We start from the raw sequence: 11,074 nt of genomic DNA on the forward strand, positions 1-11,074 counted from the left end.
AGGCCACAGGCACCGGCGGTGTTCGTGAATTCAGTTGTGCATCTCTGCGCGGATCTGTTGCCGCAAGATGTCAATCGGTACGGTCTTGCCGTCCCGTTTGAAGCACCAGTATGTCCAGCCGTTGCAGGACGGTGCGTTTTCCAGATGCGCGCCGACCTGATGGATTGACCCTTTGACATTGTCGCCCACCAGCGTTCCGTCCGCACGCACCTTCGCCTTGTGACGTTGGTTCATGGAATAGAGCTCTTCACCCGGGCGCAACATTCCGCGCTCGACCAGCTGACCGAATGGCACGCGTGGCTCGGCACGTTTGCTGGCGCTGACTTCCAGAGCTTCGCGATCAAACTTGCGGACCTTGGCGATGCGTTTTTCAGCCACCTTGCGATAGCTTTCCTCTCGCTCGATACCAATGAACTCGCGCCCCAACATCTTGGCGACGGCCCCGGTGGTTCCGGTACCAAAGAACGGGTCCAGCACCACATCGCCGGGGTTGGTCGAGCCGACCAGCACGCGGTGCAACAGCGATTCCGGTTTTTGCGTCGGATGCGCCTTGTCGCCGTTTTCGTCCTTCAGGCGCTCATGCCCGGTGCAAATCGGCAGTACCCAGTCGCTGCGCATCTGCACACCTTCGTTCAGAGCTTTCAGCGCCTCATAGTTGAAGGTGTATTTCGCGCCTTCGCGCTTGGACGCCCAGATCATCGTTTCATGCGCATTGGTGAACCGTTTGCCGCGGAAATTCGGCATCGGGTTCGACTTGCGCCACACGACATCGTTCAGGATCCAGTATCCGGCGTCCTGCAGCGCTGACCCCACGCGGAAAATGTTGTGATAAGACCCGATCACCCAGATCGCACCATTGGGTTTCAGCAGACGATGCGCCGCCTTCAGCCATTCGCGCGTAAACTGGTCATACGCTCCAAAACTTGCGAACTGATCCCAGTGATCATCCACCGCATCGACCTGCGAATTATCCGGACGATGCAACTGACCTTTCAATTGCAGGTTATACGGCGGGTCCGCAAAAATCAGATCCACAGATGCCTCGGGTAGACTGTTCATCACATCGATGCAGTCCCCGGAGAGAATCGTGTTTAAAGGGAGCGCTTTTGCGCCCTTTTTGGTGGTTGTTGTCATATCACTGCCTCAAGTGTCCACGGCGCTTTTGCGCTCATTTGGTTGAGACAAGGATGAGTCAAAGTCGATTCGCCGTCAAATTCTTTTTTGAATCAGCAACTTACGATTTACTCTTGATACAAGATATTGTGCACCGGTTTGAACGAACGCCTATGGTGTGGGGTCACGCCAAGATTTCGCAGCGCTTCCTTGTGTTGTTTTGACGGATAGCCCGCGTTGGTTTCCCACCCATAACCCGGATGCTGTTGCGCTAAATCCACCATCACCTGATCGCGCCAGTTTTTCGCCAGGATCGAAGCAGCCGCGATCGACACCGATCGTGCATCGCCCTTCACAACGGCCTGTGACGGAATTCTCAGACCCTGCGGTATCAGGTTGCCATCAATCAGCACAAAATCAGGTGCCGAGGTCAACGCCTCCACCGCGCGCATCATCGCCAAGTGCGACGCCCTCAGAATATTGACCTCATCAATTTCGGCGACAGAAGCTTCGGCTACCGCGAACTCAGCAGTGTTTCGAATCTCAGCGTCCAGCGCAGCCCGGCGTTTTGCGGTCAGCTTTTTTGAGTCATTCAGGCCATCAGGAAAGTGCTGCGGGTTCAGAATCACGGCGGTAGCCACAACCGGCCCGGCCAATGGGCCGCGCCCGACCTCATCCACACCTGCGATACGGATGTGGCCCATGTCCAGCAGCGCCTGCTCAAGTTCGAAAGTCGGCATTGTCATGCCCTTGGAAAACCGCGTTTCGCGCAGTACCGCAAGAAAAAAAGAGAGGGCGGCCCACACCACCCTCTCTCTCACGGCACTTCTGTGGCACCGTTCCTGCTCAACCCAAACTACTGATAAACGACGCGGTATCCCTTCTGGCGCAGGCATGCAGGTTCATAGGCCTGCCTGACCTTTTTGCCATTCCAGAAACCGACCTTGCACTCTTGCGGCAGGCTATTGGCATGTTTGTAGTGTTTTTCAAGGCATTTCGGCCCAAGCAGCGGATGATCCTGCGAATACCCATCATAGGTGCGCAGGCAGCGCTGGGGCAGGTCGTAACGCGCCACATGCGGCGGCAACGGGCGCACTGGCTGCGCCACATATGGTGTATGGGAATAGGTCTGTTGACGCGTTGCCCGGTCCTTTTTCTTTTCCTTGTTATAGTAATGAACACCGGCACCGATAATTGCGATGGCCGCCAGCCCCCCAAGAATGTCCTTTGCGTCGGCCGCCTTCGCCTGAGAAGCTGAAACACCGGTAATCGCAACTGCGGTTGCAATGATCAAAGCGATGAATTTCTTATGCATGATGCCTGTCCTTTCGGATGTTCGTGCGACCGTATGACGGACCGCGTGCTGATTGCCCTGAAAGTGGGGACACCTGCCCCAGACAAGCAATAACGGCCCGGTGTTATCGGATATCAGGGGCCGCAAACCCCTTGGGTTATTGAATATCGCGACAACTCATGCGCAGGATGCGGCCTATGAAACAGATCCTCTCTTCTCTGACCTTTGCGGCCCTGTTATCGCTTGGTTCTGCTGCGACAGCGGCAGATTGTTATGCGGACTACAAAGCCAAGAAGGACAACCCGCTGCGTTTGCATTACGGCGTCATGCAGGTCACAAACTGCGACAAGGGGCAGGCCCGGGCAGAAATCGCCCAGCGCCTGGGCGCATCAGGTTGGACCTTGCTTGAAGTGCAGTCCGTTTTCGGGCCGGAAGGGTTGGATCAGAGGAAAGGCAATGCCGGACAATTCTATCTCCGTTTCTGATGCACGCCGGTCGGGTGTCCGCCTGGTTGTGCTGGGCATCGCGGCCATTGTCGTCATTCTGATCACCGCTGCCGTTTTCCTGTTCTGGACCTTGCCGGACGCAAATGCGTTCAACGCTCGTGTCGAACGGCTGTTTGTCGAGGCCGATCTGACGTCACAGACCGAGATTCGCCTGCTTGAAATTCTGGCCCAATCGGGCACCGCGTTTGCTGACACCCTGTCCAGTTACCGGATGGTGATCTATGTGTTGCTGGTTTTTGCCAGCGCGATGATGATCTCGGCGTTGGTCTTTCTGGTGATGCTGGTCTTGTTGAACCGGCGCATGGCGCAGATCGAACGTACCGGCATTCAGGTGACGTCGCTGCTGATCAGTCGCGAAGAAAACACTGTTTACCTTAACAACATGGATTTCAAACTGACACCCGCCGCCATGGAAACCCTGTCGATTCTGGCGGAATCCCGGTTGGATGACGAGGTGTTGTCCGGCGCCCAGATCGAGGCCATGATTTCCGGTCGCGATGCTGCCGATTGTGACGAAGCCGCTGGCGCAACACGGATCAAACGGTTGCGCGATGCGCTTGGCAACCAGATGGTTAGCGAACTGCTGGTCAAGAATATTGCCAAGAAGGGGTACATGCTGTCGATCGAGAAGGACGTCATTCAAATGGTCTGATGTTTTGACGCGTCGCTCGCACCCGGTAAATTCCCGTTGCAGCCTCTTGGAATGTCAGATGGAAAACCCCATTCTAAACAAACCCCAGGCAGAGGAGGTCGCTTATGAACGTCCACGCCGCGCCACAGATGAATGGATATGGAATCTCGGTTGAGTCGCTGGATGGCAGGATTGCCATTTACCGGAACGACATTCTTTTGGCTGAAAGCACAAACGCAAAGGTGATGTATGAAACGCGTTTGCCGCCAACGATTTACGTTCCCCGCGCAGATGTTTGTGTGGATCTGAGCGAAGAAACAGACCTGCAAACATTCTGCCCGTTCAAAGGCACCGCTACTTACCACGACATCCAACTGGCCTCGGGGCTTCTGACCAATTCCGTCTGGGCTTATGAACAAGCCCTGCCGGAAAGCGCGGATATCCGGGGATGTATCGGGTTTGTGTCCGGCGCCTACACCCGGATTGACCTGGGCGACAATCGCCTGCGCGAGCCGGACGACGGCAATATCAGCGGACCTCTGATCGACTGGCTGATGCGCGGTGCTTCGGCCGCGACTACGCCCGAAAGCTTTACCAAGGCATTGGCCGAGAAGATGCTGGAGCACGGCATCGCCATCCAGCGGCTGAGCATTCTGGCATGGTCCTTGCACCCCCTGATCGCGGGCAAACACTATATCTGGGAGAAGGATCAGGACGAGATTCTGACCCGCGCCCCGACCTACGAAATCTATGATCACCCGGCTTTCATCAACAGCCCGTTGCGCCATGTCTCGAACGGGTTAGGCGGCGTACGGCAAAGGCTGAACGACGATAACCCGCATAACAGCTTCCCGATCATGGAGGAGTTGCGGGCCAAGGGTGCCACCGACTATGTCGCGATGCCGTTGCCCTTCTCTGACGGGCGGACCAACGTTCTGACGCTGACCTGTGACCACCCCAACGGCTTCACCACCGAGAATCTGGGCCTTGTGTTCGAATGCTCCTCGGTGATCGCACGCTTTTACGAAGTGTTCATGCAACGCGAGAATGCGCAGGTTTTGCTGGAAACATATGTTGGAAAACGCTCTGGCGCACGCGTTCTGGGGGGCGAGATCCGGCGCGGTGACGGGGATGAGATCGACGCGGCAATCATGTTCTGTGACCTCCGCAACTCGACAAGCCTCGAAGAGAAACTGGGGCGGGGCACGTATATCAGTGTTTTGAACGAGTTCTTTGAAACCGTCTCGGGTATCGTTCACGAAAACGAAGGCGAAGTTCTGAAATTCATTGGTGACGCTGTTCTGGCGGTATTCCCGGCAACCGATGAAAACGCCAGCGCGGCCCGTGCCAACGCACAGCGCTCGGCAATCAAGATCGTCGAAACATTCGGTGAGTTGCGCAAAGCAGGTACGGGCATACATTGCGACTGTTCGATTGGCGTGGCTTATGGGCGCGTCACCTATGGCAATGTGGGCTCTCGTGAACGTCTTGATTTTACGGTTATTGGACAAGCGGCCAACATAGCAGCGCGGTTGGGCGAATATGGGAAAACCGAAGGGCATCGCATAGTCGTTTCCGAAGATATCGAGCCTGCCTGTTCCAACGCCTTGCCATTGGGCGCGGTCAACCTGCACAACGTGTCTCGACCCGTTGTATGCTACGCTTTGCACACCACGGCCGACGAGATTTTGAACGGTTAACATGTGGTTTGTGCAGGTTAAACGAGAGACGTCGGATACTTGATTGCGGCCCGGGCTTTTGCCCCGCGTCTTCCGATCACACAGCCCCAAGCAAGATCAAAGCGGTCTGCGCTGGCGATATCGTTCTCTGAAGACCCGCGATTTGACTTCTGGCCAGATAGGTGTCGGTCAGTTTCTCAACTGCTTTCTGGTCCGAAAACTGTGCCAGATCATCCGATCCAGTCAGATGGAATAGCCGGCTTTTGAACTCGACCAATTGTTTGTCGATATCCAGTTGGGCGAATGACTGTGGCAGCCCAAGCGCCGTTTCCATCATTTTGCGCAGTGGTGGCAATCCCATAAGATCGAACCATTTCGTATCTGTACTGCTTCCGCTTTTCGCCAGATCAGACAGCTCGCGCTGGGCATAGAGCGAAATGCGCATCGTCTCATCCGACTGTCCGACCGCAACCTCAAACCGCGCAGACAGATTGGCCTGGGCTATCTTTTCCATATTGGTAACCAGCACCGTTTTTCGAACAGCCCCCGGGCCAAACCCGAAAGCATCCGAAAATTCCCGGTACCGTTTATCCGCCAAACGATTGGACAAAGCGTCCTCCGCCTGTGTTCCATCCTCCAGAATTTTCCGGATAAAGAACCGGTTGTCCACATCCGCCTCCAACCCAAAGGCACCCAAAGCGACCTGCAACAATCTGCGGTTCGAAACCAACTGTTCGGCGGTCTTCACTTTCCCAATGTTGTCCAGGAAATACTTCGTCTCCCTCTCATTCACTGCCGAAGACGAGAAACTTTGAAACTGACCTTGATAAGTACGTTGCAGAAACCGCCAGCCGACGATCCCGCCAGTGGGGATGACCGGTTGAAAGCTCATTGCTGATAGGCCATCAACCGTTCTTCGCGCGGAAGAAGCGAGCGAAGTGATTTGAGGCATTTATAGTATTGCTCGGCCACCAGCGCGTCTGTTGCTTCGGACAACACACGGCGGCTATCTGTATCCGTAAAAACCTGGCTCAGCTCTTCTACGCTGCGCAACAGGTGTTGACGCGCCCGAGCCGGATCCATGTCTCCGGACAGAACAAGTTGCGCGGCATAGCAGACACGGCGCACCGGAGTATTTACTTCATCCGGATGTATCGCATCGCGCAGCCGCAGGACATTGGCCTGCGGCGTCATGATCGAAAACCGGCCACGACGGTCGCCGTTTTCAATCACAACACCATTGATCAGCACCCTTTCCTTCGGGGCGAGTTTCAGAACCAGCCCGCTCATCACGTTGCCCTCATCTGGCGCAATCCGCGCAAAATCGCCGTGTTTATTTCAAGCAATGGTTCGATGGACGCGCCGTCCGCTAAAATGCGGCTGCTGTGCAGTTCCGTAAACTCGGCAAGGTAGAAGATCCTGGCGCGAACATCGTTTGGCAACGCGTTTGCCGAATCCGCGACACCTGTTGCCAACACGCCCCATAACCGGCGGTTCTCGTGAACGGCTTGAACAAACGCTGAGAAATCCGTTGCCTTGCGTGCAGTAGCCGCCTTGAGACGCCGCGTAATCCTGGAAATTGCCTCATATTCAGTGTCACGGGGCGTTCGCGTCGGCGCGGCGGCTTGCGCATAAGTGTATTGAGCGAGGGTTTGCGGGGTCACTTGAATTCCTTCCAAAAAGCCGTCGTCAGGTGGTCACGACCGGGGCGCGATAACCGCGCCCCGGACCGCGTCGCGTATTAGCGGAACAGCGACAGGATCGACTGCGGCGCCTGGTTGGCGATCGAGAGCGACTGTGTTGCCAGCTGCTGCTGTACCTGAAGGGCCTGCAAACGCGCCGAGGTTTCTTCCATGTCAGCGTCGACCAGCGCGCCGATACCGGATTTGAACGAGTCAGAGAGATTCGAAATGAACTCTTTCTGAGTCTCGATACGACCCTGCGCCGAGCCAAAGGCGGCCGAAGCATCAATCGACGTATCGATAAGCGATTCGACAGCCGCCAACGCAGCGGTTGCCCCCGCACCTGTCGACACATCAATACCTGCCAGCGCACCAAGCCCACCGGCACCCGCATTCACGAACTGAGCCGAGAACGAAATATCAGATCCTGTGCCGTTTGTTACCGACAACGTACCCGCAGTGCCGGAGTCGTAATCGACGGTCAGACCGGTAATTCCAAGCTCTTCGATCTTCGATTTCAATCCGACAGCAACAAGGTCACCGGTCGTCGTCGCGGCAGCATCTTCCGCAGAAACGGTATAGGACACAACCTGATCGTTAATGGCGACGACAACCTTATCTCCGGCAGCGAATGCGCCACTGGATTCATCGGTAACCAACGCCGTCGCAGCCGTTGCACCATTGTCAATCGTTGCCCCCACGCGGTCGTTGCCGGTCGATGCACCGGTAGAGCCGTCGAAAACCTGTTTGGTGACATACCCACCGGTCGACAGGTTCTGCCCCGAGACCGAGATTGACGACGCAGTCACCGCCCCGGTGTTGTCACGATCCAGCGATGCAAGGATCGAGGCAGAGCCGGTCGAGCCGTCAACAAGGTTCAGACCGTTGAACTGGGCAGCGCTGACAACCGATGCGATCTGATCCTTCAGTGCGGTCACATCGTCATTGATCTTACCGCGATCAACGTTGTCTTCCTGCGCCGCGACGATCTTGCTTTTCATCTGAGTCAACAGGTCGGTGACGGTTTCAGACGCATTTCGCGCAACAGCTACTGTCGATTCGCCCAGCGCGAGGCTGTCTTTGATCGCGTTGAAGCCCTTGACGTCGGATTCCATCACTTTCGAGATCGCCCAAACCGCCGAGTTGTCCTTGGCTGTCGCGACGTCCTTACCGGTCGAAATCGCGTTCTGGGTCATTGCCAGGTTCTTGTTGACCGACTTGAGAGTTTGCAGCGCAACCATCGCGCCATTGTTTGTCAGAATGCTGGACATAGCTTTTATCCTTTTGCCTTCGGGCCATTTTCGCCCATGTTCACCCCACAGTATCTGCGGGCATTGGTGTCTTTCTGACTTGTGCGACGCGCCGCGTGGCTGTTCGCGCCACCTGATGCTTCCAGGTGCAGCATCACTTTTGAGCCCGATCCCCTAACGGAGTGCTAAAACGCCCGAACCAGAAGTTTCAGATTTGAATCAAACCCAGGCCTATGCACGCTTTTCCAGCTTTGCCGTGTTACGAACGGGAAATTCACTTCGTTGCCCATCCGCGCCGTAAGCGCTGAATTCCTGCCGAACCCGCCGCAGTTCGGCCATGCGGCTGGCCACGGCCCGAATCCCGTCGGCGGCACTGTTCAGCAATGCCTGATTGCGTTCGACTTTCTGCTGCACCCGCATGAGTGCATCGCTGTTCAGCACCTGAAGGTCGTTGATCGCGCCAATCAGTTTTTCTTTTTCCAGCACCATATGCGTCAGACGATCCAGATCACCCTGGACAAGCGCCGCACGCTCCAGATCCAGAACTTCTTCCAGAGATTTGATCAGTGCCATGTCGACCTCAGACGTCATCGGTTTTCTCCATCAAAGATTTCAGCAGAATTTCTGATAAGCCCACTCCGCCAGCCCGGGCCAGTTGCCGGGCCTGATGCTGAACTAGAAACGAAGAGAACTGGTCTTCACCGGCCCCGCCACCAAAGGACTGGCGCGTTTTGCCCAATCCGGCGGACTTCATCATTTCGCTGAGGAATGCGGCCTCCAATTCGATGGCCGCTTCTTTTAGTCGGGTCTGGGTCAAGGGCGTTTGAACCGCCTGGGGAAATGTCGAAACCTGCATGGTATTCTCCGAAAATGCTTCGAACTTTCTCGATCAAAGGTGAAAGCGGTTAAAATAAACGTAACTTCCTGCGGGCAGAGTTCTGATCAGTCACACGGAGCCAGAGCAAAATGCCCAACCCACTAACGCTGGCGACCGCAGCGCCAACAGCAACTGCGAAACCCAATTCGCCCGCAAAAGAACCGGGTCGTGCTGCCGGGGCGAGCAGTTTCGAGGACATCCTTGAACAGGGAAACGAAACAAGTCCCGCCACTGACAATGCGGTTTTGGACGCTTCTATCGAAACCACCGACGAATCTGCCGAGATTGAGGTTGAGGCTATTCTGCCAAACACAGCTGAGGCATCTGTCATGGCGATTTCACCTCGGGCACCAGAGTTGGCAGATAACATTTCACCGCAGACCGAAATTGTCGGAACGTTTGAAACGCCCACGGCGAATACGGTGCATCCCGCGCCGTTTATACCTGCTAGGGCGGATATCCCCGCAACGGGCACGACAGAACCGGAACAAACCGTTGCGTCAACGGGTCTACCCCGTCAGACCGACATTCAACCCTCTGTGCACGGACAACCAACCGAAAGGCAGGTTCACGCCGCTTCGACCCAGGTCGTGCCTGCCCAAAAACCCACAGAGGCTTTGCCTGTTTTGGGCCAGCCACCCCAATCTAAGGACCAGACAACCGGGGTGAAAACCGAACCGCTCCTTGAAAGCACAAAGGCGGCGCCCGAGACAGCAGAAATCGCTGCCACGCCCAAGCCGACAAATCCAAACCGCGCGACACCCGTTGCGCAGCTTCAACTGATCCTCAACTCAATCGAAGCGGAACAGGCGGCACCGGCGCAGGAGGTTGACGCGGGGTCCATCGCCTTAGACGAACCCGTTCAGCAAGCCCCCCGCGAGGTGGCACAACACACGGCGATGCCCTCTCCGTCCGCCCGTGCTGAAATTGCTCGTGCTATAGCCGGGCAATTGGCGGCAACGATTCAGACCCGACCGGGAACCGGCATCATGGAAATCTCGCTAAGCCCCGAAGAACTGGGGCGTGTATCCATTGTGCTGAACGGTAGGGATGACGGGCTCCAGATGACAATCGCCACCGAACGCCCGGACACGATGGAACTTATACGCCGCCACCTGTCCGTTCTTACGGAGGAGTTTCAGAAACTGGGCTATGGAAACCTGAACATCGATCTGGGGACTCCGTCGGATTCAGGTGCACGGGATCAACCGGCAAATGAATTCGACGCTCAGGCCACACCGGAATCCGAACTGGTTCGGAACGTACACCTCGCGCAAGCCACGCCACATCCACAAACTCCTGCTCCGGTCAGGGGCATCGATATGAGATATTGAAAGATGATCACACCCGTCACTGCCACACAGGCTGCCACATCTCAGCAAACTGCCGGTCCGTCCCGAAGTTCTGCGATCACTTCGGATTTCGAAACGTTTCTGTTGATGCTGACCGCGCAAGCCCAGAATCAGGACCCGCTGGAGCCGATGGACTCAACCGAATACGCATCGCAACTTGCGCAGTTTTCGATGGTTGAACAACAGGTTCAAACCAATGACCTGCTTTCCGCTCTGACCAGCACGCTTGGCAGTGTCAATCTGAACGACCTTGCAAGCTGGGTCGGAATGGACGTCAGATCTGCCTCGGGTTTTCATTTCAACGGCCAGCCAGTGACCCTGTTTTCGCGCGCGGATTCTGACGCGGACGCAACCAAACTGGTGATCCGTGATCATGAAGGCACAGTCGTCGACACGGTTTCTGTTCCTACAACGGCGACGGAGTTTGCTTGGGCAGGTGTAAGTTCCTCAGGTGATCCGATGGCTGCTGGCAACTACACCGCGACGCTTGAAAGCTACAAGAATGACCGGCTGATTTCCGAGAAACCCGTCGCTGCCTATAACCGGGTCGTCGAGGCGCAGGTGGGAGAAGATGCTGTTCTGCTGACCCTGCAAAGCGGTCAGGTGATTCCCGCAGATCTGGTCACGGCTGTTCGAACGGGCGCTTGATCTGTTGGGCTGGACGGGCCAAAGGTTGGCAACTTGACTCGC

The 11,074-nt window shown here is 56.1% G+C and carries 14 protein-coding genes; 5 read left to right on the forward strand and 9 right to left on the reverse strand.

Annotated features, from left to right (window positions below):
• Nucleotides 1-30: 30 nt before the first annotated feature.
• From ACR0NZ_RS07095 to ACR0NZ_RS07105, 3 genes are all read right to left on the reverse strand, one after another.
• Complete coding sequence (locus ACR0NZ_RS07095; protein ID WP_209505001.1) at nt 31-1,134, reverse strand: site-specific DNA-methyltransferase; 1,104 nt, start codon at nt 1,132-1,134, stop codon at nt 31-33.
• Between the two features lie 107 nt (nt 1,135-1,241).
• Complete coding sequence (locus ACR0NZ_RS07100) at nt 1,242-1,859, reverse strand: ribonuclease HII (RefSeq protein WP_480517877.1); 618 nt, start codon at nt 1,857-1,859, stop codon at nt 1,242-1,244.
• A 110-nt stretch (nt 1,860-1,969) separates the two neighbouring features.
• Entirely contained in the window at nt 1,970-2,428 is a 459-nt protein-coding gene (locus ACR0NZ_RS07105; RefSeq protein WP_480517879.1) for a hypothetical protein, read from the reverse strand.
• A 176-nt stretch (nt 2,429-2,604) separates the two neighbouring features.
• On the opposite strand from ACR0NZ_RS07105, the gene ACR0NZ_RS07110 reads away from it, so the two are divergent.
• From ACR0NZ_RS07110 to ACR0NZ_RS07120, 3 genes are all read left to right on the forward strand, one after another.
• On the forward strand, nt 2,605-2,892 hold the full coding sequence (locus ACR0NZ_RS07110) for a hypothetical protein (protein ID WP_480517881.1): 288 nt from the start codon (nt 2,605-2,607) through the stop codon (nt 2,890-2,892).
• A complete protein-coding gene (locus ACR0NZ_RS07115) occupies nt 2,864-3,565 on the forward strand; it encodes a winged helix-turn-helix domain-containing protein (RefSeq protein WP_267365085.1) in 702 nt (233 codons plus the stop codon). The genes ACR0NZ_RS07110 and ACR0NZ_RS07115 overlap by 29 nt, the downstream gene beginning before the upstream one ends.
• A 104-nt stretch (nt 3,566-3,669) precedes the next feature.
• On the forward strand, nt 3,670-5,244 hold the full coding sequence (locus tag ACR0NZ_RS07120; protein ID WP_480517883.1) for a DUF427 domain-containing protein: 1,575 nt from the start codon (nt 3,670-3,672) through the stop codon (nt 5,242-5,244).
• Between the two features lie 76 nt (nt 5,245-5,320).
• Here the strand turns inward: ACR0NZ_RS07120 and ACR0NZ_RS07125 are convergent, their stop codons facing one another.
• From ACR0NZ_RS07125 to ACR0NZ_RS07150, 6 genes are all read right to left on the reverse strand, one after another.
• Nucleotides 5,321-6,115, reverse strand: a complete 795-nt coding sequence (locus ACR0NZ_RS07125; protein ID WP_480517885.1) for a DUF1217 domain-containing protein — start codon at nt 6,113-6,115, stop codon at nt 5,321-5,323.
• Entirely contained in the window at nt 6,112-6,513 is a 402-nt protein-coding gene (flbT, locus tag ACR0NZ_RS07130) for a flagellar biosynthesis repressor FlbT (protein ID WP_267366588.1), read from the reverse strand. The genes ACR0NZ_RS07125 and flbT overlap by 4 nt, the downstream gene beginning before the upstream one ends.
• Nucleotides 6,513-6,887 (reverse strand): flagellar biosynthesis regulator FlaF, encoded by a 375-nt coding sequence (flaF, locus tag ACR0NZ_RS07135; RefSeq protein ID WP_480517887.1) that lies wholly within the window; start codon nt 6,885-6,887, stop codon nt 6,513-6,515. The genes flbT and flaF overlap by 1 nt, the downstream gene beginning before the upstream one ends.
• Nucleotides 6,888-6,964: 77 nt before the next feature.
• Complete coding sequence (locus ACR0NZ_RS07140) at nt 6,965-8,176, reverse strand: flagellin N-terminal helical domain-containing protein (protein WP_209505009.1); 1,212 nt, start codon at nt 8,174-8,176, stop codon at nt 6,965-6,967.
• Nucleotides 8,177-8,386: 210 nt separating this feature from the next.
• Nucleotides 8,387-8,746 (reverse strand): flagellar biosynthesis protein FlgN, encoded by a 360-nt coding sequence (locus tag ACR0NZ_RS07145; protein WP_480517889.1) that lies wholly within the window; start codon nt 8,744-8,746, stop codon nt 8,387-8,389.
• Nucleotides 8,736-9,011 (reverse strand): rod-binding protein, encoded by a 276-nt coding sequence (locus ACR0NZ_RS07150; protein WP_480517891.1) that lies wholly within the window; start codon nt 9,009-9,011, stop codon nt 8,736-8,738. Before ACR0NZ_RS07150 ends, ACR0NZ_RS07145 begins: the two co-directional genes overlap by 11 nt.
• A gap of 110 nt (nt 9,012-9,121) precedes the next feature.
• Here ACR0NZ_RS07150 and ACR0NZ_RS07155 point away from each other — a divergent pair, with 110 nt between their 5' ends.
• Both ACR0NZ_RS07155 and ACR0NZ_RS07160 read left to right on the forward strand, forming a co-directional pair.
• Nucleotides 9,122-10,366, forward strand: coding sequence for a flagellar hook-length control protein FliK (locus ACR0NZ_RS07155; RefSeq protein WP_480517893.1), 1,245 nt, complete (start codon nt 9,122-9,124; stop codon nt 10,364-10,366).
• Nucleotides 10,367-10,369: 3 nt separating this feature from the next.
• A complete protein-coding gene (locus tag ACR0NZ_RS07160) occupies nt 10,370-11,032 on the forward strand; it encodes a flagellar hook capping FlgD N-terminal domain-containing protein (RefSeq protein ID WP_480517895.1) in 663 nt (220 codons plus the stop codon).
• Nucleotides 11,033-11,074 lie beyond the last annotated feature (42 nt).

The organism is Ruegeria sp. AE3 (genome assembly GCF_056542225.1).

Bases quoted from the DNA above. Each gene is read 5' to 3' on its own strand.
- ACR0NZ_RS07105 (WP_480517879.1), bottom strand. From the start codon at position 2,428: ATGCATAAGAAATTCATCGCTTTGATCATTGCAACCGCAGTTGCGATT.
- ACR0NZ_RS07110 (WP_480517881.1), top strand. From the start codon at position 2,605: ATGAAACAGATCCTCTCTTCTCTGACCTTTGCGGCCCTGTTATCGCTT.
- ACR0NZ_RS07145 (WP_480517889.1), bottom strand. From the start codon at position 8,746: ATGACGTCTGAGGTCGACATGGCACTGATCAAATCTCTGGAAGAAGTT.
- ACR0NZ_RS07140 (WP_209505009.1), bottom strand. From the start codon at position 8,176: ATGTCCAGCATTCTGACAAACAATGGCGCGATGGTTGCGCTGCAAACT.
- ACR0NZ_RS07150 (WP_480517891.1), bottom strand. From the start codon at position 9,011: ATGCAGGTTTCGACATTTCCCCAGGCGGTTCAAACGCCCTTGACCCAG.
- ACR0NZ_RS07160 (WP_480517895.1), top strand. From the start codon at position 10,370: ATGATCACACCCGTCACTGCCACACAGGCTGCCACATCTCAGCAAACT.
- ACR0NZ_RS07155 (WP_480517893.1), top strand. From the start codon at position 9,122: ATGCCCAACCCACTAACGCTGGCGACCGCAGCGCCAACAGCAACTGCG.
- ACR0NZ_RS07120 (WP_480517883.1), top strand. From the start codon at position 3,670: ATGAACGTCCACGCCGCGCCACAGATGAATGGATATGGAATCTCGGTT.
- ACR0NZ_RS07115 (WP_267365085.1), top strand. From the start codon at position 2,864: ATGCCGGACAATTCTATCTCCGTTTCTGATGCACGCCGGTCGGGTGTC.
- ACR0NZ_RS07100 (WP_480517877.1), bottom strand. From the start codon at position 1,859: ATGACAATGCCGACTTTCGAACTTGAGCAGGCGCTGCTGGACATGGGC.
- ACR0NZ_RS07125 (WP_480517885.1), bottom strand. From the start codon at position 6,115: ATGAGCTTTCAACCGGTCATCCCCACTGGCGGGATCGTCGGCTGGCGG.
- flbT (WP_267366588.1), bottom strand. From the start codon at position 6,513: ATGAGCGGGCTGGTTCTGAAACTCGCCCCGAAGGAAAGGGTGCTGATC.
- ACR0NZ_RS07095 (WP_209505001.1), bottom strand. From the start codon at position 1,134: ATGACAACAACCACCAAAAAGGGCGCAAAAGCGCTCCCTTTAAACACG.